Raw genomic sequence first — 23,102 nt, forward strand, 5'->3', positions numbered from 1 at the left:
TCAGACGGTGGTCCTCACGGCTAACACTAAGACACAACATGTGCGCCGCCGGGAAAGGTCGCGACGATTTCCGACTTGTTTCCACATATTCTGCGGCGATTTTTAATGCTTGACATCCACGGGCAATGGATGGAGATTGGTAATCGACAATCGATAGTGTGTCATACATCACCAATTACTCCGATGTGCATCGAACCGTCGGACACCGAACAAACTTCAGCTCTGATCAAAGGGGATCATCATGAACACTCGTAAAATCTTGGTGGGCGGCACATCAATTGCCCTGCTGGCGCTTTCCCTGTCCGCCTGCGGCGGCACCGCCGAGAGCTCCGTTGCCAAGGGCTGCCGGCCGGCATCAACCTTCAAGACGATCTCCGCCGGCTTCCTGACCGTTGCCGCCCCCGAGTTCCCCCCGTTCTCGTCCGATAAGGACGGCAAACTCACCGGTGTCGACGCCGACATCATCAAGGAGTTCGCCGCCAAGAACTGCCTCGACATCAAGGTCGAGGCGACGTCCTACGCCGGGACCATCCCGGCGGTCCAGAGCGGGCGCGCCGACGTCGCCATCGGCTGCTACTACCGCACCGCCGTCCGGGCCGACATCGTCAGCCTGTCGGCTCCGGTGTACACCGACGAGATGGGGATCATTTCCGAGACCGGGGTCAAGGACATTAAGGAGCTCGAGAGTATGAAGGTGGGCACCGTCGACGGCTACCTCTGGGTGCCGGACATGAAGAAGGTCATGGGCGCCAATCTGACCATCTACCCCAGCGCCGTGGAGATGCAGGCAGACCTCAAGGCCGGACGCATTCAGGCCGGCATCGACGGATTCGGCTCCGCCGTCCAGATGTACAAGTCCGATGCCAAATACAAGGTTGCAGGCGCCAGCGCCGACGCCCGCGTCATTGCCTCCAAGGAGCCTGCCCAGATCGGTTTCCCGATCGGCAAGGACAACGCCGACATGACCAAGGCCGTGGATTCCTCCATCGCAGCCATGAAGTCCAGCGGCAAGATCGCGGAGATCGTGAAGTCGTATGGCCTGCCCGAGTCGGCCGTCGAGACCGGTGAACCCCGCCTGGTGAAGTAGGAACGCCTCCCCTACACCGTTCCGGCACCGCGAGCAAAGGAAACCGATTCCATGGATTCACCTGCCACCCCTACCTGGCCTCAACGGTCGGCACCCGTCTTCCTCGACGGCGCTGCCATCGCGTCGGCACTGACGGCGCGCGAGGCTGTGGCCGCCATGGAATCGGTCCTGGCCTCCGGGTTCGATCCCGAAACGAGCGCACCCAGGACCCGGGTGGAAACGGGCAGCGGAACGTTCATGCAGATGCCGGCGAGCCATGGCCAGTACGTCGGCACCAAACTCCTGACCATCACGCCGGGCAACGCAGCGTCCGCGTCTCCGGTGATCCAGGGACTCTACGTGCTGTTCGGCGGCCACGACCAGCGGCCGCTGGCCGTGCTCGATGGCGTCGCGTTGACCGAACTGCGGACGTCCTCCGTTTCGGTGATGGGGGCCAAGCTCCTGGCTTCGCCCGGACCTAAGCGTCTCGTCGTGTTCGGCACAGGGGTGCAGGCGCGGGCCCACATCGAGGCATTTGCCGAACTCTTTGAGCTGGACAGCGTTGACATCGTCGGCCGCAACGCGGAAGCAGCGGAGCGGCTTGTGAAAAATGCCGAAGGACTCGGCCTGCCTGCCGCCGTCGCCGGTCCGGAAGCCGTACGGGAGGCCGATCTCGTCATTTGCGCGACGGCGTCGCCGACCGCCCTCTTTGACGGCGCCATGGTGAAGGATTCCGCCGTCGTGGTGGCCATCGGGTCGCATGACAGGGAGCACCGCGAGCTCGATGACACGCTGCTGGCCAAGGCCACGGTGTGCGTGGAGTCGAGGGATTCCGCAGCGCGGGAGGCCGGCGATGTCATCCAGGCCATGGAATCAGGTGCCATCGCCGGGCCCGCCGACCTGATCACCCTGGCCGACCTTGTTTTGAAACGCCGGGAGGTTGCCGCGGACCGTCCGGCCGTCTTCAAGACCACCGGCATGCCGTGGGAGGACCTTGCGGTCGCGACCGCCCTCTACGAAGCCTGCACCCGGCCTGACTATGAGAAATGGAACAACTGATGATTGAACCGACTATCCGGACCGGAACACCCGTGGTCCAGGTGAAGAATCTTGCCAAGGCCTACGGTTCGAACGTAGTGCTTCGTGACGTCTCCTTGTCCGTGCCGGAGGGATCAGTCACGGCCATGATCGGGCCCAGCGGCGCCGGGAAGAGCACCGTCCTGCGGTGCATGAATCTCCTGGAGCAGCCGGACAGCGGCGAAATCGAGATTGATGGACACCGCATCAACGCCGGCAGGAAGCCCAACCCAAAGAACCTGGCAGCCCTGCGCCGCAGCGCCGGCATGGTCTTCCAGCACTTCAACCTCTTCCCGCACATGACGGTCCTGAAGAACATCAGTTTGCCCCAGGAACGGGTTCTTGGACGCAGCCGCGACGAGGCCAACGAGAAGTCCATGGAGCTGCTCAAGCGCATGGGCCTGGCCGACAAGGCCGACCAATATCCGTCGCGGTGTTCCGGCGGCCAGCAACAGCGCATCGCCATTGCCCGGGCGCTGGCCCTTGGCCCGCGGGTGATGTTGTTTGACGAGCCGACCTCGGCGCTGGATCCCGAAGTAGGGGTTGAAGTGCTCGAGGTTATGAAAGAGCTCGCGTGCACCGGCATGACGATGGTGGTGGTGACCCATGAGATGGCGTTCGCGGGAAACGTTGCCGACGAGCTCGTCGTGATGGCCGACGGCGGAATCATCGAAAAGGGCGAGCCCGGACAAATCCTGCAGGATCCACAGCACGAGCGCACGCGCCGGTTCCTCCGCGCCGTACTGGAGCGTTGAGCCGTGGAGATGCTCCGGGCCATCGCCATCGGCTTGCCGCTCACAGTCCTCGTGACCATTCTGGCCCTGATGATCGGGACGGTTGTCGCGCTGCCCATCGTTGCCGGGCTGCGGAGCCGGAACCGGCTCGTCTGGCTGATGTCGCGCGGGCTGGTTGACCTGCTGCGAGGAGTCCCGCCCGTGGTGTGGCTCTTCATCCTGTACTACGGCGTCTCCATCGGCGCCATCCGGCTCACCGCCTTGCAGGCCGGCGTCCTGGGCCTTGGCGTGGTGGCCGCAGCTTATCTCGCGGAGATTTTCCGCGGCGCCATCTCGTCAATTCCCAAGGGCCAGTGGGAGGCCAGCTCGGCGCTGGGCTTTCACCGGGCCACGGTCTGGAGCCTAATCATCGGCCCGCAAACAGCGCGGGCCGTCGTTCCGGCCTACACCACGTTTGCCATCGGGCTGCTCAAGGATTCCTCCATCGCGTCGTCCATCGGCGTGGCCGAGATCGTCTTCATGTCCAGCCAATACGCCCGGCAGTCCGGCGAAGGCATCATGGTGTTCTTCGTGGCTGCCGGTGTCTACATACTATTGAGCGTTCCGCTGGGACTGCTCTCGAGGCACCTTGACATCAAGATGCGGAAGGCGGTGGCCCGATGAACAACCTGGTCGATGTCGCAATCCAATACGGGCCGACACTCTTTGACGGACTCAAAGTCAGCCTCACCCTGACGCTCCTGAGCCTGGCCTTTGGACTGCCCCTGGGGCTGGTCTTCTCCTTCGGCGTGACCGCCCGCAACAAAACGTTCCGCTACCTCTCGGTGTTCTTCGTCGAAGTGGGCCGCGGCGCGCCGGCCCTGGTCCTCCTGCAGCTCATGTACTACGGCCTGCCGAACGCCGAGATCACCCTCAGCTCCATGGCCTCGGCATGTTTGGCCCTGACCTGGACGACGGCGGCCTATAGCGCCGAGCTGATCCGCGGCGGCATCCAGTCGGTGCCGCCGGGTGAAGTCGAGGGATCCCATGCGCTGGGCATGAGCTACCGGGACTGTCTGAGGTTCGTGGTCATCCCGCAGGGATTGCGTATTGCCCTCCCGTCGCTGATGGGCTTCGCAGTACTCCTGTTTCAGGCGACGTCGTTGGCCTATTCAGTTGCCGTCCCGGAACTCATGAGCCAGGCGTACTCGATCGGCTCGTCCACGTTCCAGTACCTGCCGGTGTTCATCATTGCCGGCCTGCTCTACGCTGCCATCTCGATCCCCGCAACATGGCTGTCCGTCTTCGCGGAACGCATGCTGAGCCGGCACCTTTAGACGATGACAGGGAGCAACCAGATGAACACACCGCAATCGGCCATAGTCGTCGGCGCCGGCATCGTCGGACTGTCGACGGCCTGGCACCTGCAGCAACGGGGGTTATCCGTCACCGTCGTGGACAAAGTCGGGCCGGCCGCCGGAGCGAGCTGGGGCAACGCCGGCTGGGTGACCCCGGGCCTGGTCATGCCCCTGGCTGAGCCGGGCGCCTGGAAGCACGCCCTGCAAAGCCTGACCGATCCGGACGCCCCGCTGCACGTGCCGCTGCGTTTCGACCCGCAGCTGTGGAAATTCCTCCTGCGATTCGCCGCGAACATGAACGCCCGGACGTGGCGGCAGACCATGTCAGCGCTCCAGCCCATCACGACGGCCGTTGATGAGTCCTTCGCCGAGCTCAAGGCGCACGGCATTGCCTCACCGGTCATTGCGGCGCCCTACGTTGCAGGCTTCAGCAGCGCGAGGGCCGCCGCGGCGTTCCGGACGGAACTGGAACATCTCCACGCCATGGGCCAGAGCATCGGTGTCAGCACCCTGGCCGACGGGAACCGTCCGGCGGTGTTCTCCGACGCTGTGGCGCACGGCCTGGAGATATCCGGACAGAGCTATCTTGATCCGGGTGACTTCGTCTGGGACCTTGCCCGGGCCTTTAAAGCCTGCGGCGGCCAGATCATGGACGGCGCCAACGTATGTTCCGTTGACGCCGGGCCGTCGTCGGCAAGCGTGACGTCCGACGACGGCAACCGGCTCACGGCCGACGTCGTCGTCCTTGCCACCGGCGCTTTGCTGCCCAGGCTGGCCACTCGGTGGGGGCTGAGAATCGGCGTCCAGGCCGGCCGGGGCTACTCGTTCACCGTCGACGGCGATTGCCTGCCGGCCGGACCTCTCTACTTTCCGGAACAGCGGGTTGTCTGCACGCCCTATCAGGGGGCGCTGCGGATCGCGGGAACCATGGAGTTCCTTGATCCGGACGAGCCTCTGAATTCTGCCCGGCTTGAGTCAGTAGCGCGAGCCGTTCGTCCGCTGCTGCGGGGCATCGACTGGCCGTCCCGTCGCGACGAGTGGGTGGGCTCCCGCCCGATCACACCCGACGGTCTGCCCGTTGTTGGGCGCCTGGCCTCGGACAGAATTTATGCGGCCGGCGGACACGGCATGTGGGGGATGGTTTTGGGACCGGCAACAGGCAAGCTACTGGCCGAACACATCGTGACGGGTGCCGTGCCGCACCAGCTAGCGGCGTTCAACCCCCTGCGGAGATAAATGCGCAGATAGATGCGCAGATAGGACCGTCAACCGGGGGTTCCGGTTGCACATTCTCAACAACGAAGGGCACATTCATGCGAATCCTCGTCATCGGCGCCACCGGAACCGTCGGCCAAAACGTGGTGCGGGCGTTGTCCGCACACCACGACAAGGTCGGGGAAGGGCAGCCGGACATTATCAGCGCGTCACGGTCGTCGACCGAACATCCCGTCGATTGCCGGGACGATGCCAGCGTCGCGGCCCTCTTTGACAGGGTGGGGACCGTGGACGCGGTGGTCAGCACCATCGGGGGAGCCAAATGGGCATCAGCATCGGATGCGACCCTGGATACTTACGCGTCGACCGTCAACGGCAAGCTGCTGTGCCAGATCCGCATCACCCTGGCGGCCCGTGGCCATGTCCGGCCCGGCGGATCCATCACCCTGACCAGCGGGATCGTGGGAAATTATGCATTCCCGGGCGGATCGCCCAGCGCCATCGCCAACATTGGCCTTGACGCCTTCGTGAAAAGTGCCGCTGCGGAGCTGCCGCACCTGCGGTTGAATACCGTTAGCGCCACGGTGCTGGAGGAGTCCGCTGATGCCTATGCGGCGGTGTTCCCCGGTTTCGCTGCCGTTCCCGGCGCCGTGGCGGCCGCGGCCTTTGTCCGCAGCGTCTACGGTTCCGAAACGGGGCAGACGATTAGGGCCTGGTCATAGCAGGGAGGGCGCTTCCTGAACGCCACGGACCATGTCAGTGGGTCGTCAACGACTCGATGGCGACCGTGATCGCGAGGATGAGCGGGGCGTCCTGGCCCGCGGCGACGTCGACGCCGTAGGAGTCACGCACGCGGAACCACTTCTTGGAGATCGTGGCGACGGTGTGGCCGTCGCGTTCGATCTCGTATTCGTGGTCGACGATGTTCCCGTGCGCCTTCATATCGGCGCCGTCCTTCACATCGATGGTGAAGCGATCGCGGAGCCCGATCAGCGCCTTGTGGACAGTCGCGGCGGTGTCGCCGCCGCGTTCGATGGCGACCTTGTCCCGGAGCGAGAGCTTGCGCTCCTGGATCCGGGCCACCTCGTTTCCCGAGGCGTCCTCCAGGACGAACGTGTCCCGGACGCGGAGCGCCTTGCCATTGACCTTGTACGCGCGCTGGCCTTGGTCGTTTTCGATCCAGAAGTCATCCCCGATCGAGAGAAGTTTCTCGCGCATCTGAAACCGTTCGCCCGCGGGTTCGTGCCGGTGCCGTAGTAGTCCCATGTTTTGACCATAGGTCCGGTTCGCCGGCCGGCGCCTCACCCGAACCGGATGGTCACCGCTGGTAACCTGAACATAATTGTTTGAGTAATCGGATGGGCGGGTAGGCCGGGTGTCTGAGGTGCAGAAAGAGCGGACCAAGCGGGCGGACGCCGTCCGGAACAAGGACGCCATCATCGATGCGGCACTGACCTGCCTCAGCGATGATCCGGGGGCCAGCATGTCTGAAATTGCGCGCGTCGCAGGAGTGGGCAGGGTGACCTTGTACGGACACTTCGCGGACCGGGAGGAACTGGTCGGTGCCGTCTTCGCCCGGACAATGGACCGTGCCGCGGCCGAACTCGCCGCAGTAGACATCAAGCAGGACACGTGGAAGTGCCTCCGGGACCTCGTTCAGTCATCCTGGCGAGTCCTATATCAGTTCAACTCGCTCCTGGCGGCGGCCGAACCGTACCTTTCGGCCGAGCAAATCAGAGCCCACCATGACAAGCCGCTCGCGCGGGTGATCACGGTCCTTGAAAAAGGCAGGAGTGAGGGAACCTTCCGCACCGATCAGTCCCTCACATGGCAGGGGGCCTGCTTCTACTCGATCCTCCACAGCGCAGCCGCGGAAATCCGTGCAGGGCGTCTCACAGAAGACGATGCAGCAAGGGTCCTTCCGGCAACCATCCGGGCCCTCCTGATCCCGCCGGCGGATCCGGCGCCCTAAGGGCCCTGCTTCACGCCGCTTCGGCCCAGGAACTCCGTGATCGTCTTCGCCATAGCTTTGGACTGAGTCCAGTGCAGGTAGTGGTCTCCCTCGAGGACAACCAGCTCGTGGTGCGTGACGTTGGCCAGCTGGCGTTCGTGCGCGGCATACCAGTCCGGCTGCTGTTGCATCGTGTCCCGGGACAGGAAGTCGAGCACCGGGAGGTTGCCGGGGTACCGGACATCCCGGAGCTTCGTGGCGTTCTCGCCCATCCGGAGAGTTTCGTCCGTGACGGCCTGGTTGCCGAAGTTCCAGCTGGTCAGCTGGCGGATGTGTTCGCGTTCGGCCGGCGTAAAGCTGTCACCCCCGGGCTCCCCGTAACCCAGAGCTGTGGCCCAGCGGACCACGCCCAGGGTCGAAGGAATGTGCGCCCAGGAGTAGTCCGCTGCGGCCCTCTCCGCGGGGGCCGTAGTTCCGGTCGAGGATGATTTGCCCGCAGGGACGGTCGGGTCGATGCCGATCACCGCGGACACTTCGCGCGGATATTTGTTGGCGTAGTACAGGGTGGAGTAGCCGGCAATGGAGTGCCCGATGAGTGTGTACGGCGCCCTGACGCCGAGTGTGGACAGCACTTCGTGAAGTTCTTCGGTGATGTTTTCTATGGTCCGGGGCCGTGCTGTCATGTCGCTGTAGCCGTAGCCGAACCCCTCAACGGCAATGACCTGGTAGCCTCCCAGCTCCCGGATCAGCGGGGCGAAATCCAGGCCCGGGGCGGGGGTTCCGAGTCCGCTGAGCAGTACGATTGTCGGTCCGGCATCGCCGGTCCGGGTGACGTTGATGGTTCCCTCGTTGATGTGGACCTTCTGACCGTAGGCGACCGTGTTGGTCTTCTCGACCTGTTCCACCAGGAGGTTCGTTGAGGTGGAGGCGAGCAGCAGCCCGGCGAGGCTCAGCGCCGCGACTCCTGCCAGCCGGAGGGGCCGTCCCCGCCGCCGGCGGGGCGGCTGGTCCGAGGCTGAGCTGGTGCGGCGGACGAGGCGTAGCGGCATGGCAAAAACTCCAGGAAGAAGGGACTGAGGTATGCGGTGCGACGTCTCCGCGCTGTCGGTCTGCTGGTTAAATCATACAGTGCTGTATGAGATAAAGCAGTGAATCCGCTTATGAATTTTTTCCTACGGAGGATCAGGCTTGAACCGGGCTCAATAACCGCACTATTGTGTTGATTCATGGCATTATCCGCATCCGGCCAGAGCCGGACAGGGGTCCGCAAGGGGCCGCCGCGGCGAGGAGTAGGGCGCCTGAAATGACCGAAATCCGATGGCTTGAAGCGTTCGTGGCGGTTGCCGAAGAGCTCCACTTTGGCCGCGCGGCGGTGCGCCTGCACACCTCGCAGTCCCCGCTGAGCCAGACGATCCGCAAGCTCGAGGCCGACCTCGGGACGCGGCTCTTTGAGCGCAACACCCGCAGCGTGGCGCTGACGCCCGCCGGCCACGCCCTCCTGCCGCGGGCTTACCGCGTGCTGCAGGAAATGCGCCTGGCCCGCGAAGCCGCCCAAACGGAGGTCGCGGGCATCCGGGGGAAGATCCGGATCGGTTTCTCCGGAGCGGTGAACCATTTGACCCTTCCGCCGCTCACGCGCGCCCTGCGGCGTCGATATCCCGACATCGAACTGGACCTCACCAGCAGGGTGCGCACGGCGGACGGCCTGGCGAGCGTCGCAAACGGCACCCTTGACCTGGCCTTCGTCGGCTTTCCCGAAACCCCGGTCCCCTCGGTCACGGCCCGGCTGGTTGCCCGCGAGGAAATCGGGGCTGTGCTCCCGCTGGATCACCCGCTGGCCGGCGAAAGGTCCATCCCGCTGCAAAGCCTGGCCGGGGATGACTTCATATCGCCGCCGATGGACGGGTCGTCCTCGATGACGGAGGTGCTGCTGGCCTCATGCATGGCGGCGGGGTTCCGGCCTCGCGTCGTACAGGAGCTGTCGGATCCGTATATGGTCCTGACGTTCGTCGCGGCCGGCGTCGGCGTCACGCTGATGAGCAGCGGAATAGCGAACATCATCCCGTCGGGCGCCACGTACGTGGCCCTGGAGGACCCGCAGCACTATATGAACCACGCCATCGCCTGGTCCTCCGAAAATGACTCCGCCGTCCTGGCGGCAGTCCTCGCCGTCGTCGAAGAGATCTTCCCGGACCCGCTCGACTGACCGCAATTGAGACCAAAATCCACTTAGTGATAGATCATTTCTGTCGTGGACTTACACAGTGCAACGCATCACACTTGTGGATGAGCCGCACACAGCGGCGGAACCGATCCGCATCGTCGCCCACTTCAGGAGGCAGCGGAGCAACGGTTCCCGGTCACACGAAGGGAACACCATGTCAATGTCGACATCGGCGTCAGCACGGCCTCGGAACAACGCCAAAATCGCGGCGGTCTCAGGGTTTGTTGGAAGCGCTCTGGAGTATTACGACTTTTTCATCTTCGGCTCAGCGGCAGCGCTGATCTTCGGGAAGCTGTTCTTTGCCCCCGGCCCGTCGTCGATGCTGCTGTCCTTCGCAACGGTCGGCGTCGCCTACGTCGCCCGCCCGCTCGGGGCCGTGATCTGCGGTCACCTCGGAGACAAGTTCGGGCGGAAGCGCGTGCTGCTCTTCACCCTGCTGCTCATGGGCACCTCAACGTTCCTGATCGGCTGCCTTCCCACGTACAGCCAGATCGGCATGGCCGCACCCGTCCTGATCGTGGCCCTTCGGCTGCTTCAGGGACTCTCCGCCGGCGGCGAATCGCCCGGCTCGAGCTCGCTCACCCTCGAGCACGCCCCCGACACGAAGCGCGCTTTCTACACGAGCTGGACGATGAGCGGCATCATGTTCGGCATCGTGCTCTCCACCCTGGTCTTCATTCCCGTGGCGTCCATGCCGGAAGAGCAGCTCCTGGCCTGGGGCTGGCGCATCCCGTTCCTCGCAAGCGCAATCGTGACCGTCATCGCTTTCGTGCTGCGGCGTCTCCTCGAGGAGCCTCCGGTCTTTGAAGAAGTGAAAGACAACGACGAAGTGGTCAAGGTACCCCTGGTCACCCTGTTCCGCTACCACTGGGTCACCGTGCTCCGCATCACCGCGATGTCACTGTTCACCATCATCAATACGATCATCAACGTCTTCGCGCTCTCCTATGCCACATCGGTGGTGGGAATCGACAAGGGACTCATGCTCGTGGTGATCGCCGTGGCCAACGTCACCGCAGTCGCCATGGGGCCCCTGGCCGGACTTCTTTCGGACCGCATCGGCCGCAAGCCGGTCTTCCTTACCGGGCTCGTCCTGCAGATCGGGATGATCTACGTGTTCTTCTCAGCCCTGTCCGCAGCGAACGTTCCGCTGATCTTCCTGACCGGAATCCTGCTCATCGGTGTCGCCTACACCGGCGCGAACGCCATTTACCCCGCCTACTTCCCGGAGCAGTTCCCGGTCAAAGTCCGCTACTCGGGCATGGCCATCAGCCTCATGTTCGGCCTGCTCCTGGCCGGGTTCGCTCCCGCGATCTCCGAACTTCTGATTGGGGGCAACAAAGGCAACTGGATCCCCGTGGCCACCTTTGCCGCCGTGGCCTGCCTCATCTCCGCGATCGCAACCCTCACCGGTCCCGAGACGTACCGGACCCCCACCGCGCTGCTGGGACTAAAGAAATCGCGCACGCAGAGCCGGACGCCGCAGGCCGTCGTGGCAGAAGCAGTTGTTTCCGAAAAGGCCCCAGCATGAGCCTGCAGACGCTGGAGAGCACGTGGGCGTTTGAGCCCCGGGCTGCCGATCCGACCCACCGGCACGTCGTCGGCCTGCTGGGCGCCGGCATTGGCGGATCGCTGACGCCCCGCCTTCATGAGGCTGAAGCCGATCAGCTCGGTCTGTCCTACACCTACCGGGTGATCGACCTCGACACCGTCGGCCAGCCCGCAGAGCGGTCCGCCGCCCTGGTCCGCAGCGCAGCCGACTTCGGCTACGACGGACTCAACGTCACCCACCCCAGCAAGCAGCTGGTCCAGGATGGCCTGGATGATCTTTCACCCGACGCCCGCATCCTGGGCGCCGTGAACACGATCACCTTCCACGGTGGAAAAGCAGTCGGCCACAACACGGACCACCTCGGCTTCATCGGCGGCTTCCGGGCCGGCCTCCCCGCCGCCGCGACCAACCTGGTGGTCCAGATCGGCGCCGGCGGAGCGGGAGCAGCGGTCGCCTATGGACTCCTCCGCGCCGGCACCCGGCAGCTGGTCATCGCCGACATCGAAACGGCCAGGGCCGAGGGCCTCGCCGCACGGCTCGCCCCGCACTTTCCGGACAGCGAGGTGTCCGTCACGCGCACCGACTCCGTGGCCCCGAGCATCCGGACAGCCGACGGGCTCGTGAATACGACGCCGATCGGCATGAGCGGCCATCCGGGCCTGCCGGTGGATCCCGAACTTCTCCATTCCGGACTCTGGGTGGCGGACGTCATCTACCGGCCCCTCGACACTGAACTGATCAGGGCCGCCCGGGACCGCGGCTGCGCGGTGCTCGACGGCGGACGCATGGTGGTCGGGCAGGCCGTCGCCGCCTTTGAGCTCTTCACCGGCAGCCGGCCTGACGCCGAACGCATGCTGGCCAGCTTCCGGGCCGAGGCCCGCTCATGAGTTCAGACGTGGCACCCGGCACTGCAATACCCGGCACCATCGCGGAGTCACGCTGCCTGGTCATCGGCGCAGCGAGCGGCATCGGCCTGGCGACGGCGGAACGTCTCAGGGCGTCGGGCGCCGCCGTCATCGGGGCTGACCTCCCGTCCGCCCGCTGGCCCGGCGAGGACCCCGGATCACTTCCGCTGGACGTGACGGACCCCGAGTCCGTTCGTGCCGCCGTTGCCTCGGCCGTACAGGCCATGGGCGGCCTCGACGCCGTCGTGAACTGCGCGGGCATCCTGGGGCCGGTGGCCTCAGCACTGGGCACTACGGTCGAAGAATTCGAACGGATCCTGACGGTCAACCTCACGGGGGCCTTCATCGTCTCCCGGGCGGTCCTGCCCGCCATGGCGGCGGAGGGTTACGGGCGGCTCCTGCACCTTTCGTCGACGGCGGGCAAGGAGGGCGTGATCAACATGCCCGCCTACTCCGCCAGCAAGGCCGGCATCCTGGGCCTCGTGAAGTCGCTGGCCAAGGAATTTGCCCTCACCGGCGTCACCGTCAATGCCCTGGCCCCCGGCAACGTCATGACACCGCTGTTCCAGGAAGTCCCCGCGGAACAGCAGGCGGCACAGGCCGCCAAGATCCCCATGGGCCGTTTCGGCACACCCGCCGAAGCCGCTGCACTCATCGAATTCATCGTCTCGCCCGCGGCCTCCTACACCACCGGAGTCGTGTTCGACCTCTCCGGGGGCCGCGCCACGTACTAGCTGCGCTAGCACCTTAGCCCACCACATTTCTCCACGATCCCCGGATCAGAAAGACGGCTCTTCCGATGACCCCCTCAGCATCCCCGGCCCCCCGCACGCTCCGCGTTGGAATAGCCGGCTGCGGCGCCATTTCGCGCAACCACCTGGCGGCCTTCCGTGCCCTCGACAACGTGCAGATCGCGGGCGTGTGCGACGTCGACCTGGACCGGGCGCAGGCCACCGCCGCCGCCTGGGGTGTTCCGGCGGCCGTCGCCACCGTGGGCGAGCTGCTGGACCTGGACCTGGACCTCGTGTCCGTCTGCACGCCGCACCCCACCCACGAGGACGTCGTGCTGCAGGCTGCCGCCGCCGGGGTCCACGTGCTCTGCGAGAAGCCGATCGCCATCGAACTGGCCTCCGCGGAGCGCATGGTTGCCGCCTGCGATGCCGCGGAAGTGAGGCTGGGCGTCCTGTTCCAGCGCCGCTTCTGGCCGGCGGCGCAGCGCATCCGCGCCGCGATCGACGACGGCACGCTGGGCCGGCCCATCATGGGCCAGTGCTCGGTGATGCTGCACCGTGACCCCGAGTACTACTCCCGGGACGCCTGGCGGGGGACCTGGGCCAACGACGGCGGCGGAGTCCTCATGACCCAGGCCATCCACTACATCGACCTCCTCCAGTGGTTCATGGGCGACGTGGCCGAGGTCTACGGCAGGATCAACACCTACAAGCACGGCCATCACATCGAGGTGGAGGACTCGGCCGCCGCCGTCATCACCTTCACCTCCGGGGCCATGGCCACCCTGGAAGCCTCGACGGCGGTGTCCCCGAGCCTGGGCGTGCAGCTGCGCGTCACGGGGGAGACGGGCGCTTGCGCCTCCCTCACCGAATTTCCGGAAGGCAGCGACGGCCGCGTGGACTTGTGGGCCGTGGCGGAGACGATCAGCGCGGAGCCCGCCCACCCGGAAGGCGTCCACCCGAACGTGGACCTGGCCACCATCAACGGCCAACTGATCCCGCACCACACCACCCAGGTCCGTGACTTCGTCCAGGCCCTCCGCGACGGCACGGACCCCGCCATCACCGGCCACGACGCCACCAAAGCCCTGCGGATCCTCCTTGCCGTCTACGAGTCCTCACGGTCCGGGCAACCCGTGCGCTTCGCCGCTCTACCGTCCACCAAGCAAACACCGGCGCCTGTCGCCGGCTAAGGAACAGTCATGGAACACAACACCCGCCGCGCCGCCCAAGCCCTGAGCGCACAGCCCCTGAGCGCCCAAACCCTGAGCGCGCAGCCCCTGACGCTGGGCCGCAACGGCCGCACCCCGAAAACCCTCCGCAACCGCCTCGCCTCCGCCCCGATGGAGCGCAACTACGGCACCACCGAGGGCGCCATCACAGAGCAGTACATTGACTACCTCGTCACCCGGGCCAAGGCCGGCCTCGGCCTGGTCACCACGGAAGCCACCTTCGTCCGAGCCGACGGCAAGGGCCGCACCCACCAGCTGGGCCTGCACACCGATGCCATGATTCCCGGGCTGCGCCGGCTCACCGACGCCCTGCACGCCGAGGGTGCGCTCGCCGCCGTCGAACTCAACCATGGAGGCCGTACCGCGCAGGCCGCCGTCTCCGGGTTCAAGAACCTGGCACCGTCGCCGGTCCCGTGTGCGACGGCGGGCGGGGAGGTTCCGCGGGAACTCACCGCCGCCGAGTGCTATGAGCTCGCGGACGCCTACGCCCAGGCCGCCCGCCGGGCCGTGCAGGCAGGCTTCGACGTCATCAACATCCACGGAGCCCACGGCTACCTGATCCACCAGTTCATGTCGCCGATTTCCAACCACCGCACCGACGAGTTCGCCGCCCCCGAACGCTTCATGAACCTGGTCATCGACGCCGTACGGGCAGCTGTCCCGGACACGATCGTGGGACTGCGCGTCTCGGTGGTGGAGGGTCCTGCCGAGGGAATCAGCGCCGAACAGCAGCTCGGGATCATCGCCAAGGCCCACCTGGAACACCTGGACTTCCTGGACATCTCCGCCGGCAGCTACGAAGCCGGCGAATGGATCGTGCAGTCCGGCGAATGGAAGCCGGGCATCCTGGCCGACTACGCCAAGGCGTACCGCCAATTCGGGCTGCCACTTGGCATGGCCGGCCGGCTGAACTCCCCGGAGATCATCGAGGAGGTCCTCCGCGAGGGGACCTGCGACTTCGTCAGCCTGGCCCGCGCCATCCACGCCGACCCCGCCTTCGTGGGCGGTGTCCTGCGCGGCGAGCGCTACCGGCCCTGCATTGCCTGCAACGTCTGCATCGACAACCTCGGACTTGGCCAGGTGACCTGCACGGTCAACCCGGCCGTGGGCCGTTCCCGCGTCCCCGTCCCCACCCCCGCCGTCCGCGACGGCTCCCGCGTTGTGGTGGTCGGTGCCGGGCCCGCCGGCCTGACCGCCGCCCGCGAACTCGCCGAAGCCGGCGCCCACGTGACCGTGCTCGACGCCGCCGCCCGCCCCGGCGGTCAGTTCGCCCTGGCCGAACGCATGAAATCCACGCCGGACTTCCACCGCTTCGCCGAATGGTCCGCGGAGGAGAACGCGCGGCTCGGCATCGACGTCCGTCCGGGCACTCGCGTGGACACCGACGCCCTCGGCGAGCTGGTGCGTGACACCGCGGCAGACGCCGTCGTGATCGCCACCGGCGGGCTACGGCCGGCCGCCGGGTTCCCCGGTGACGACTCCCCGAACGTCCTGGACGTGCGGGCGTGGCTCGCCGCCCACGCGGACATCCTCGACGGCAGCGCCGCCGCTCCGGAGGCCGTGACCATGTGGGGCGCCGATTCCGTCGCCATGAGCGTTGCGGACACCCTTGCCGACCGCGGGACTGCGGTTCTCCTGGTGGGACCGCAGGAAGTCATCGCCCCGGAATCGGGCCGCCGCGCCAAGATCCTGGCCGTGCCCCGGCTGACCGCCAACCCCCGGGTGCGGATCCGCCTGGGCGCGGCCATTGAGGAGTACGACGGCGCCCGGGTCCGGATCAGCGGGCCGGGCCTTCCGGCCGGAGGCGAATGGCTGGCCGCTCCGGGACCTGTCCTGGTCTCACGCTCCGTGGTCCCGCTGGACGGCTCGGTCCCGGCCGACGTCCGGGACGCGCGACTGACCGGCACCGCCGGAGTGCCGGTGACCCTGGCCGGGACCGTCGTGGACCAGACGCCCGCGATCGCCTCCAACGCCGTCAAAAGCGGTTACGACGCAGCCCAGCGCATCGCCGCGCTCCTGACACCCGGCACCACTGAGAGCCCTACCGAGAACACGACTGAGAACAAGACGATGAGCCTGAACGGAGCAGCATCATGACCCACGGCACCCGGCGACCATTGGGGCTCGCCCAACTGTCCCTCCTGAACACCGCCCCGCCGCAACTGCTCGGCATCGCGGCTGCAGCAGGCTTCGACTTCATCGGAGCCCGGGTCCGTCCCGTGACTGCGGCCGAACGGCCTTACGACCTCCAGCCCGGCTCGCCGATGTTGCGGGAAACCCTGGCCCGGATGCGGGACACCGGTGTAAGTGTCCGTGACATCGAATTCCTGCTGCTGGACGGCACCGACCAGCGGGACGCCTGGCTGCGGATGATGGAAGCCGGGCAGGCCCTGGGGGCGGAATCCCTGACCGTTGCGGGAGCCGATCCGGACAGTGCCCGGCTGGTCCACACGCTGGCCCGGATGACCGAGGACGGCCGCGGTTTCGGAATCACCCCGACCCTTGAAGCGATCTCCTACCAGCCCGTGGCCTCGATCGCCCAGGCCGCGGACATTGCCCGGCAGGCCGGCTGCAGGATCGTGGTGGACACCCTGCACTTCAACCGGTTCAACGGCTTCACCTCTGTCAACTCGGTCAACTCTGTCAACGGCCGGGACGGCCGGGATGGCCGGGAAGCCGCGCAATGGGAGCAACTGCGCGCCAACGCAGACCTGGTGCCACTGCTGCAGCTGTGCGACGGGCCGGCCCGGCGGCCGGCCAGCCGCGACGACCTCGTCACCGAATCCCGCTCGGAACGCGAGGTGCCCGGCGAAGGCGACTTCGACCTCGCCGCCGCCGTGGCCGCCCTCCCGGAGGGCCTCCCGCTGAGTGCGGAGACGCCGTCGGACCGCCGCGTAGCCGAACTCGGCGAACTTGGCTGGGCGCGCCGGCTCAAATCCGGCGTCGACACGGTGCTGGCGGCCGCCAGCACCCTGCGGGACGCGGAAATCCTCCAGGGGGCGGGGCCCCGATGACTGAAACCAGGGACGACACCACGACGGCGGAACTGGCCCCCGGCGTCCGCATCCCGCTCATCGGGCTGGGAACCTGGCCCCTGACCGGCGAGGATGCCGCGGCGGCCGTGGCCCAGGCGATCGGCAGCGGCTACCGGCACATCGACACGGCCGAGAACTACGCCAATGAGGCCGCCGTGGGGGAGGGGATCCGGCGCAGCGGGATCGAGCGCAGCCGGCTGTTCCTCACCACCAAGTTCAACACCGAATGGCACAGCCGGGACGGCGTGCGCGAGGCCTTCGGCCACGCCGTGAAGCGCCTCCGGACCGACTATCTGGACCTTTTCCTGGTGCACTGGCCCAACCCGGCGCAAGGTCGGTTCGTCGAGGCCTGCGAAGGACTTCAACGCCTGGTGGAGGAGGGCTCCATCCGGGCCTGGGGCGTGTCCAACTTCAAACCGGCCCACCTGCGGCTCGTTCAAGCCGCCGGGCTGAAGGTTCCGGTGAACCAGGTGCAGATCGACCCCGAACACGGTCAGCCCCGGCAGCTTGCCTACCACCGGGACCACAGCATACTGACCGCCGCCTACAGCCCGCTCGGCCGCAACGGCGCCTTCCTCAGCCACCCTGCCGTGACGGGCCCGGCCCGGGACCTCGGCAAGACCCCCGCGCAGATCGTGCTGCGCTGGCACGTTCAACACGGCCGGGTGGCCGTGCCCAAGTCCGCAAGCCTTGACCGTCAGCGCGAAAACCTCGACGTCTTCACCTTCGCCCTGAGCCAGGACCAGCTCGACGCGATCGACGCACTCGACACCGGGGCGCCCCCGCGCCTGGACTCCGACACCTTCTTCCACTGAAAGAGAAACACCATGCCTGCACCCCTAAACGCCGATCGTGACCGCACCAGCCTGGACTGTGACGTCCTGGTGGTGGGCTCCGGAGCCGGCGGCCTGTCCGCCGCGGTCACGGCCGCCTATCACGGGCTGAAAGTCATTGTTGTTGAAAAGGCCGATGTCTGCGGCGGCGCCACCTCGTGGTCCGGCGGCTGGGCCTGGACCCCGGGGAACCCGCTGGCCAAGGCCGACGGCGTGAACGAGGACCGCGAACTCTTCCGCACCTACCTGCGCCACCGGCTGGGCGGGAACTACCGCGACGACAAGGTGGACGCGTTCCTTGAGGCAGTCCCGCACATGGTCGGCTTCTTCCACGACAAGACCAGCCTGCAGTTTGTCCCCGGCGCCAAAATCAAGGACATCTACGGCAGCACGCCCGGTGCCGGCACCGGGCACCGCTCGGTGGGGCCCAAGCCGTTCAACGCCCGGCGGATCAGGCCCGAGCTGCGCGCCAAGATGCGCCACCAGCTCTACGAGACCTCCTTCCTGGGCATGGGCATCATGGCCGGCCCGGACCTCACCAAGTTCCTCTCCGCCTCCCAGGGCAACGTCCAGGGACTCTTCCACGCCGGCTGGCGGGTGGGCCTGCACCTGCTGGATCTCCTGACCCACCGGCGCAACATGCAGCTGGTCAACGGCACCGCGCTCACCGGCCGGCTCATGAAATCCGCCGATGACCTCGGCGTGGACATCCGCGTCTCCACCCCCGCGAAACGCCTCATCACGGACGCTGCCGGCACAGTCACCGGAGCTGTGGTGGGCTCACCGGAAGGCGAGCTGCAGATCAACGCCGCCCGCGGCGTCGTGCTGGCCGCTGGCGGCTTCCCGAACGACGTCACCCGGCGCGCCGCGCTGTTCCCCAAGACCCCCACCGGGCGCGAGCACTGGACGCTGGCGCCGAAGGAAACCACCGGCGACGGCATCACCATGGCCCAGGCCGTGGGCGCCCGGTTCGACACCGACATGCAGTCCCCGGCCGCCTGGTGCCCGGTCTCCCTGGTCCCGTACCGCAACGGACGCACCGGGACGTTCCCGCACATCATGGACCGCGCCAAACCCGGCAGTATCGGCGTGCGGGCGGACGGACGCAGGTTCGTGAACGAGGCCAACGGCTACTACGACTACGTCGAGGGAATGCTCAACGCGACCCCGGACGGCGAACCCGTCGAAGCCTGGCAGATCGCCGACGCCGCGTTCGTGCGCAAGTTCCCGCTGGGCATGGCCAAGCCGCTTCCCGTGCCGCGCTTCCCCTACCTGCGCTCCGGCTACCTCAAGAAAGGCCGGACCATCGAGGAACTCGCCGTTGCCTGCGGCATCGACCCGGAAAGCCTCGCCAAGACCGTCGCAGACTTCAACAAGAACGCCCGCAAGGGCCTCGACCCCGACTTCGACCGCGGCGCGAGCGAATTCAACCGCTACGGCGGGGACCCGAAGAACACGCCCAACCCGTCGCTGCGGCCGCTCGAAAAGGGGCCGTTCTACGCGGTCAAGATCGTGCCGGGATCCTTCGGCACCTTCGCGGGACTCGCCGCCGACTCGCGCGCCCGGGTACTGGACACCGCCGGGAGGCCCATTGCCGGCCTCTACGTCGCCGGAAACGACCAGGCATCCGTCATGGGCGGCCACTACCCGGCCGGCGGCATCAACCTCGGACCGGCCCTGACGTTCGGCTACATCGCAGGCCGCGACCTCGCCAACGCGACACACTACGAAGACGACAGCAGCCTGGCCCCTGAGCGTACCGCGGGGGATGAGGAGCCCGCGGGCCACGTGACCGCCTCGGCGTAGGGCCGGCCCTACCCACCGCTGCGGCTTCCGTGCAAGCATGGGGACTCAGCGATGATGCACCGTGAGGGGACTCGATGAAATCCAACGAACTGCTCCTGGACGCCTTCGGCCGCATCCATGAGACCGTGGCCGCCGCGCTGGAAGGCGTCGACGACGAGACTCTGGTGCGCCGGCCGGCGGGTAACGGAAATTCGATGGCATGGCTGATCTGGCACCTCAGCCGGGTCGAAGACGCGCAACTCGCCTCCGCCGCAGGCCTGGAACAGGTCTGGACCTCGCAGGGGTTCGCCGGCAGATTCGACCTTCCGCTGCCCAAACGCGACACCGGCTACGGCCATTCGAGCAGCCAGGTCGACGCGGTGCGGGTTTCCCGGCAGTTGTTGTTCGACTACTACGACGCCGTTCACCGGCAGACCGTGGGGTTCCTGACGCCGCTCGGCGACGAGGACTTCGACCGCATCGTCGATACGCGATGGGACCCGCCCGTCACGCTTGGGGTGCGGCTGGTCAGCACGATTGCCGACTGCCTCCAGCACGTGGGGCAGGCGGCATATGCCAAGGGTTTGAATCCCGCCTAAGCCCGAACTCCGGGCCTCACGGCGTAAGCGGGCCCCGAAGGACGCGAAGGGCAACGGCGGCGTCACCTTCGATGATGGCAGTATCCTCGAGCCTGGATCGGCCCCAGAGGCCGAGGTACATCCCAACCGCCGGGGCCGTAATTGATGCCACGGCGGGACCCGGGCCCAGGGTCCAGCTCGCGGCCCCGGGCACGTGGAAGGTTACGGCCTTGTCCGGGGGCGTCATCCGGCCCAGTCGAAGCTGGCGCGGGGTGAACATCGTCAGGACCTCGGCGATCCCGTCGAGCATGAAGTCCTCGCCGGGAGCAGGGCTTTCCAGGCCCAGCGCCTGGCATGCGTCGATGAGGTGGATGGCGTGTTCGTGGGCTTGGCGTCGAAGCCAAAACCCGGCCGTGCGCGGCGGTGGTCCAAAAGTCCAGCACCGTGCCTCTGGATCAAGGGCCATGAGCGTCTCGAAGAAGGGTGCAACGCCGTCGAGGAACCAGGCTGCCGAACCCTCTGGCGGCGGGGCCGGTTCCGCAACGAACGTGCCCTCACGAACCACTGCGGCAGCCCACCGCTCAATTGAACCGAGATGCCCGAAAAGTTCCTCGAGAGTCCATCCGGCGCAGGCCGGAACGGAGCGGGCCAGCACGTCCACCGGCTGGCGGGCGAGCGTGCTGAGGCGGTCAAGAGAGCTGGCAAGCTCGGCCAGGTAGCGATCGGGGACCATGGGATGAGCCTAACGCGACACCCGGCGAGGGCCCCACGCGCGCTGCCTGGGACCGGGGCGTCATCCGCGCTGCCCGCAAGGATTGCGGCGCGCCGACGCTCCCTCCTCACGGTGTGGGCCTTGGACGCGTAGGCTGCCTCGCATGCGTCCCACACCACAGCCGCAGCCATGATCGCAGACCCCGCGCCTGCCCTGCTCACCGAGCGATTTGCGGCGCAGTCCGTGATCGAGGAACTCCTGGCAGTCCAGGCGCTCGTACCGCCGCGTTCGCGGCTCCGGCGGATATTCGGCGCCAGCCCGTTGAACGACGCCAGCTGGCCCTGGTACAAGGGTGCACTGGGCGAGATTACCGTGGGACGGATTCTGGCCGGGCTGGGGCCCGAATGGCTGGTGCTGCATGCCGTCCCGGTCGGCTCAGGCTGGTCGGACATCGATCACGTGCTTGTCGGTCCGGCCGGCGTTTTCACCCTCAACACCAAAAACCATGCGGATCAATCGATCTGGGTGGCAGGGCAGACCCTGATGGTGTCAGGAAAGAAGCAACGCCATCTCTCCAACGCCGCGCACGAGGCCGCCCGGGCCTCGAAGCTCCTCAGCACCGCAACGGGCGCGGCAGTCGAGGTGACCGGCGTCGTGGTGATCGTTGAACCCCGGCGGCTCACGGTTAGGGAGAAGCCGCGCCAGGTGATGGTGCTGAGCGAACGGCAGCTCCTGGGCTTTCTCCAGCGGCGCCACCCCGTCTTGAACGCTGAACAGGTACACGGCATCGCCGCCGCGGCCATGCAGCCCCGGACCTGGCACACGAAGCCGACGGCGCGCGGCAACCCTGATGAACTCAAGCGGAATTTCGCCGCCCTCCGGGACCTGGTGGATCAGGCACGACGGCGCCGGGTCGCCTGGGCGCTCGGCGTACCGGCCGTCGGCGTCCTGATGCTGACCGGAGGCCAGTGGGCCGCGGCGATCATGCACGCTTTGACCAACCGGTAGGGGAGACCCTCCAGCGCGGCGCTTGCGTCAGCAGTCCCGCGCGGCGACTTCTTCACAGCAGGAGCGTATCCTCGGCCTAACAGATTTGAAGGAGAACGCGTCATGGCTGACTGGCAGGACACCCTTCCGCTCTGGGCCGCCGCCTGGGCCGCCGTCCGCGGACAATCCTCAGCACCGGAGGGCTCCGGACTCGTCACCGCACCGGACACGGAGCCGGCCCCTCCGGAGTACATCTTCGCCTGGCCCGGAACCGACGCGGACCGCGCCGCAGAGACCGTCCGCGAGCATCCGGGGGCGGTCCTCACGCTGGTCACCGCGGAGTCCGGGGACGCGTTGGACTACGCCGCAGCCCGGGGCCTGGAACCTGTAGACCAGGCGGTGCTGCTCACTGCCCCCACGGGTGAGATGAACGCTGCTCCTGAATTACCCGAGAACGCCGAGCTGGCCCAGGCGCCCCTGGAGCGGTACGACGTCGTGGAAATATCCGTTTTCGACCACCCCGTTGCCGGCGGCCGTATCAGGATCGAGGAGGGCCTGGCCGTCATCGGCGGCCTGCAGACCCTCACGCCGGAATCCGCGAAAAGCCTTGAGCCGGCCGTTGTGGCGGCACTCGCGGACGAGGCCTATGTGCACGGCGCGGACACCCTCTACACAGTCCTCGCCCCGCACCGGGTGGCCGACTACACCGCCTCGGGGTGGACAGTGGCCGCCCATATCGTCCACCTCCGCGCACCCGAATGAACGACCGCCGTTGACGGCCCGAGTCGACGGACCTTAGCCCTGACCCCCGCATCACCGGGGCACATGATGAAACGACGAAAGCCGCTTCCACTGAGGTAGCGGCTTTCGTGCGATGGGCGAGGATCCGGGCCCAGCAAGTAGGCAGCCGGGTGGGCCCGCACGACGGGCAAGTAGCGCCCGCAAGAAAGCAAGAGTCACCCCGTGGAAGTCGAGTAGGCCTCACTCGCGCGCCGTTCCTGCCCGACTTCTAGGCTCCTGAGTACTGGGTTAATAAAGTCAATGTAGTGGTCAGAAACGGGTCTCAACCATGCATGATCAAACAGTACCTTCGGTGTTGTCCGGCCATTCCGCTGGCCGTTTGCGTGGTGGGCGAAGGGGCGAGGCGC

The 23,102-nt window shown here is 66.8% G+C and carries 23 protein-coding genes; 20 read left to right on the top strand and 3 right to left on the bottom strand.

From position 1 onward, the window contains the following. Positions 1-241: 241 nt before the first annotated feature. From ACVWZ7_RS19845 to ACVWZ7_RS19875, 7 genes are all read left to right on the top strand, one after another. The gene (locus ACVWZ7_RS19845; protein WP_456508858.1) at positions 242-1,087 is read left to right on the top strand and encodes a substrate-binding periplasmic protein; all 846 of its coding nucleotides are present in this window, start codon (positions 242-244) and stop codon (positions 1,085-1,087) included. 51 nt (positions 1,088-1,138) lie between these two features. Further along, on the top strand, positions 1,139-2,125 hold the full coding sequence (locus ACVWZ7_RS19850; RefSeq protein ID WP_456508859.1) for an ornithine cyclodeaminase family protein: 987 nt from the start codon (positions 1,139-1,141) through the stop codon (positions 2,123-2,125). Continuing rightward, positions 2,125-2,898, top strand: coding sequence for an amino acid ABC transporter ATP-binding protein (locus ACVWZ7_RS19855; protein ID WP_091252141.1), 774 nt, complete (start codon positions 2,125-2,127; stop codon positions 2,896-2,898). Before ACVWZ7_RS19850 ends, ACVWZ7_RS19855 begins: the two co-directional genes overlap by 1 nt. 9 nt (positions 2,899-2,907) lie before the next feature. Beyond that, entirely contained in the window at positions 2,908-3,540 is a 633-nt protein-coding gene (locus tag ACVWZ7_RS19860; RefSeq protein ID WP_456509157.1) for an amino acid ABC transporter permease, read from the top strand. Next, complete coding sequence (locus tag ACVWZ7_RS19865; protein ID WP_344367522.1) at positions 3,537-4,193, top strand: amino acid ABC transporter permease; 657 nt, start codon at positions 3,537-3,539, stop codon at positions 4,191-4,193. Before ACVWZ7_RS19860 ends, ACVWZ7_RS19865 begins: the two co-directional genes overlap by 4 nt. Positions 4,194-4,214: 21 nt before the next feature. Beyond that, positions 4,215-5,450, top strand: coding sequence for an NAD(P)/FAD-dependent oxidoreductase (locus tag ACVWZ7_RS19870; RefSeq protein WP_456508860.1), 1,236 nt, complete (start codon positions 4,215-4,217; stop codon positions 5,448-5,450). Positions 5,451-5,527: 77 nt separating this feature from the next. Continuing rightward, positions 5,528-6,151, top strand: coding sequence for a short chain dehydrogenase (locus ACVWZ7_RS19875; RefSeq protein ID WP_456508861.1), 624 nt, complete (start codon positions 5,528-5,530; stop codon positions 6,149-6,151). Positions 6,152-6,185: 34 nt separating this feature from the next. Here the strand turns inward: ACVWZ7_RS19875 and ACVWZ7_RS19880 are convergent, their stop codons facing one another. Beyond that, a complete protein-coding gene (locus tag ACVWZ7_RS19880) occupies positions 6,186-6,695 on the bottom strand; it encodes an LURP-one-related/scramblase family protein (RefSeq protein WP_456508862.1) in 510 nt (169 codons plus the stop codon). A 109-nt stretch (positions 6,696-6,804) separates the two neighbouring features. On the opposite strand from ACVWZ7_RS19880, the gene ACVWZ7_RS19885 reads away from it, so the two are divergent. Next, a complete protein-coding gene (locus ACVWZ7_RS19885; RefSeq protein WP_456508863.1) occupies positions 6,805-7,401 on the top strand; it encodes a TetR/AcrR family transcriptional regulator in 597 nt (198 codons plus the stop codon). Here ACVWZ7_RS19885 and ACVWZ7_RS19890 read toward each other — a convergent pair. Continuing rightward, positions 7,398-8,429, bottom strand: coding sequence for an alpha/beta fold hydrolase (locus ACVWZ7_RS19890; RefSeq protein ID WP_456508864.1), 1,032 nt, complete (start codon positions 8,427-8,429; stop codon positions 7,398-7,400). The genes ACVWZ7_RS19885 and ACVWZ7_RS19890 overlap by 4 nt on opposite strands. Positions 8,430-8,683: 254 nt before the next feature. Between ACVWZ7_RS19890 and ACVWZ7_RS19895 the strand changes: the two genes are divergently transcribed. The 10 genes from ACVWZ7_RS19895 (at position 8,684) to ACVWZ7_RS19940 (ending at position 20,276) form a co-directional block, all read left to right on the top strand. Then, positions 8,684-9,586: a LysR family transcriptional regulator gene (locus ACVWZ7_RS19895; RefSeq protein ID WP_116768324.1), complete on the top strand. Its 903-nt coding sequence runs from the start codon at positions 8,684-8,686 to the stop codon at positions 9,584-9,586. A gap of 172 nt (positions 9,587-9,758) precedes the next feature. Continuing rightward, on the top strand, positions 9,759-11,135 hold the full coding sequence (locus ACVWZ7_RS19900; RefSeq protein ID WP_456508865.1) for an MFS transporter: 1,377 nt from the start codon (positions 9,759-9,761) through the stop codon (positions 11,133-11,135). After that, positions 11,132-12,043: a shikimate dehydrogenase gene (locus ACVWZ7_RS19905; RefSeq protein WP_456508866.1), complete on the top strand. Its 912-nt coding sequence runs from the start codon at positions 11,132-11,134 to the stop codon at positions 12,041-12,043. The genes ACVWZ7_RS19900 and ACVWZ7_RS19905 overlap by 4 nt, the downstream gene beginning before the upstream one ends. Continuing rightward, the gene (locus ACVWZ7_RS19910) at positions 12,040-12,795 is read left to right on the top strand and encodes an SDR family NAD(P)-dependent oxidoreductase (protein ID WP_456508867.1); all 756 of its coding nucleotides are present in this window, start codon (positions 12,040-12,042) and stop codon (positions 12,793-12,795) included. The genes ACVWZ7_RS19905 and ACVWZ7_RS19910 overlap by 4 nt, the downstream gene beginning before the upstream one ends. A gap of 65 nt (positions 12,796-12,860) precedes the next feature. Continuing rightward, the gene (locus tag ACVWZ7_RS19915; protein ID WP_456508868.1) at positions 12,861-13,985 is read left to right on the top strand and encodes a Gfo/Idh/MocA family protein; all 1,125 of its coding nucleotides are present in this window, start codon (positions 12,861-12,863) and stop codon (positions 13,983-13,985) included. Between the two features lie 9 nt (positions 13,986-13,994). After that, positions 13,995-16,121: an FAD-dependent oxidoreductase gene (locus tag ACVWZ7_RS19920; RefSeq protein ID WP_456508869.1), complete on the top strand. Its 2,127-nt coding sequence runs from the start codon at positions 13,995-13,997 to the stop codon at positions 16,119-16,121. Next, positions 16,118-17,038 carry a sugar phosphate isomerase/epimerase family protein gene (locus ACVWZ7_RS19925; protein ID WP_456508870.1) on the top strand — a complete coding sequence of 307 codons (921 nt, stop codon included), beginning with the start codon at positions 16,118-16,120 and terminating at the stop codon, positions 17,036-17,038. Before ACVWZ7_RS19920 ends, ACVWZ7_RS19925 begins: the two co-directional genes overlap by 4 nt. Next, positions 17,035-17,874: an aldo/keto reductase gene (locus ACVWZ7_RS19930; protein ID WP_456508871.1), complete on the top strand. Its 840-nt coding sequence runs from the start codon at positions 17,035-17,037 to the stop codon at positions 17,872-17,874. Before ACVWZ7_RS19925 ends, ACVWZ7_RS19930 begins: the two co-directional genes overlap by 4 nt. A 12-nt stretch (positions 17,875-17,886) precedes the next feature. Beyond that, positions 17,887-19,698, top strand: coding sequence for an FAD-dependent oxidoreductase (locus tag ACVWZ7_RS19935; protein WP_456508872.1), 1,812 nt, complete (start codon positions 17,887-17,889; stop codon positions 19,696-19,698). A 74-nt stretch (positions 19,699-19,772) separates the two neighbouring features. Next, a complete protein-coding gene (locus tag ACVWZ7_RS19940) occupies positions 19,773-20,276 on the top strand; it encodes a mycothiol transferase (RefSeq protein WP_344367534.1) in 504 nt (167 codons plus the stop codon). Between the two features lie 16 nt (positions 20,277-20,292). On the opposite strand, the gene ACVWZ7_RS19945 is transcribed toward ACVWZ7_RS19940, so the two are convergent. Further along, a complete protein-coding gene (locus ACVWZ7_RS19945) occupies positions 20,293-20,988 on the bottom strand; it encodes a maleylpyruvate isomerase family mycothiol-dependent enzyme (protein WP_456508873.1) in 696 nt (231 codons plus the stop codon). 168 nt (positions 20,989-21,156) lie between these two features. Here ACVWZ7_RS19945 and ACVWZ7_RS19950 point away from each other — a divergent pair, with 168 nt between their 5' ends. Beyond that, positions 21,157-21,975 carry a nuclease-related domain-containing protein gene (locus ACVWZ7_RS19950; RefSeq protein WP_456508874.1) on the top strand — a complete coding sequence of 273 codons (819 nt, stop codon included), beginning with the start codon at positions 21,157-21,159 and terminating at the stop codon, positions 21,973-21,975. Between the two features lie 102 nt (positions 21,976-22,077). Then, positions 22,078-22,716, top strand: a complete 639-nt coding sequence (locus ACVWZ7_RS19955; protein ID WP_456508875.1) for a hypothetical protein — start codon at positions 22,078-22,080, stop codon at positions 22,714-22,716. Positions 22,717-23,102: the final 386 nt, after the last annotated feature.

This window comes from Arthrobacter sp. TE12232 (assembly GCF_054062615.1).

Bases quoted from the DNA above. Each gene is read 5' to 3' on its own strand.
- ACVWZ7_RS19845 (WP_456508858.1), top strand. From the start codon at position 242: ATGAACACTCGTAAAATCTTGGTGGGCGGCACATCAATTGCCCTGCTG.
- ACVWZ7_RS19850 (WP_456508859.1), top strand. From the start codon at position 1,139: ATGGATTCACCTGCCACCCCTACCTGGCCTCAACGGTCGGCACCCGTC.
- ACVWZ7_RS19855 (WP_091252141.1), top strand. From the start codon at position 2,125: ATGATTGAACCGACTATCCGGACCGGAACACCCGTGGTCCAGGTGAAG.
- ACVWZ7_RS19860 (WP_456509157.1), top strand. From the start codon at position 2,908: ATGCTCCGGGCCATCGCCATCGGCTTGCCGCTCACAGTCCTCGTGACC.
- ACVWZ7_RS19865 (WP_344367522.1), top strand. From the start codon at position 3,537: ATGAACAACCTGGTCGATGTCGCAATCCAATACGGGCCGACACTCTTT.
- ACVWZ7_RS19870 (WP_456508860.1), top strand. From the start codon at position 4,215: ATGAACACACCGCAATCGGCCATAGTCGTCGGCGCCGGCATCGTCGGA.
- ACVWZ7_RS19875 (WP_456508861.1), top strand. From the start codon at position 5,528: ATGCGAATCCTCGTCATCGGCGCCACCGGAACCGTCGGCCAAAACGTG.
- ACVWZ7_RS19880 (WP_456508862.1), bottom strand. From the start codon at position 6,695: ATGGGACTACTACGGCACCGGCACGAACCCGCGGGCGAACGGTTTCAG.
- ACVWZ7_RS19890 (WP_456508864.1), bottom strand. From the start codon at position 8,429: ATGCCGCTACGCCTCGTCCGCCGCACCAGCTCAGCCTCGGACCAGCCG.
- ACVWZ7_RS19895 (WP_116768324.1), top strand. From the start codon at position 8,684: ATGACCGAAATCCGATGGCTTGAAGCGTTCGTGGCGGTTGCCGAAGAG.
- ACVWZ7_RS19900 (WP_456508865.1), top strand. From the start codon at position 9,759: ATGTCAATGTCGACATCGGCGTCAGCACGGCCTCGGAACAACGCCAAA.
- ACVWZ7_RS19905 (WP_456508866.1), top strand. From the start codon at position 11,132: ATGAGCCTGCAGACGCTGGAGAGCACGTGGGCGTTTGAGCCCCGGGCT.
- ACVWZ7_RS19910 (WP_456508867.1), top strand. From the start codon at position 12,040: ATGAGTTCAGACGTGGCACCCGGCACTGCAATACCCGGCACCATCGCG.
- ACVWZ7_RS19915 (WP_456508868.1), top strand. From the start codon at position 12,861: ATGACCCCCTCAGCATCCCCGGCCCCCCGCACGCTCCGCGTTGGAATA.
- ACVWZ7_RS19920 (WP_456508869.1), top strand. From the start codon at position 13,995: ATGGAACACAACACCCGCCGCGCCGCCCAAGCCCTGAGCGCACAGCCC.
- ACVWZ7_RS19925 (WP_456508870.1), top strand. From the start codon at position 16,118: ATGACCCACGGCACCCGGCGACCATTGGGGCTCGCCCAACTGTCCCTC.
- ACVWZ7_RS19930 (WP_456508871.1), top strand. From the start codon at position 17,035: ATGACTGAAACCAGGGACGACACCACGACGGCGGAACTGGCCCCCGGC.
- ACVWZ7_RS19935 (WP_456508872.1), top strand. From the start codon at position 17,887: ATGCCTGCACCCCTAAACGCCGATCGTGACCGCACCAGCCTGGACTGT.
- ACVWZ7_RS19940 (WP_344367534.1), top strand. From the start codon at position 19,773: ATGAAATCCAACGAACTGCTCCTGGACGCCTTCGGCCGCATCCATGAG.
- ACVWZ7_RS19945 (WP_456508873.1), bottom strand. From the start codon at position 20,988: ATGGTCCCCGATCGCTACCTGGCCGAGCTTGCCAGCTCTCTTGACCGC.
- ACVWZ7_RS19950 (WP_456508874.1), top strand. From the start codon at position 21,157: ATGATCGCAGACCCCGCGCCTGCCCTGCTCACCGAGCGATTTGCGGCG.
- ACVWZ7_RS19955 (WP_456508875.1), top strand. From the start codon at position 22,078: ATGGCTGACTGGCAGGACACCCTTCCGCTCTGGGCCGCCGCCTGGGCC.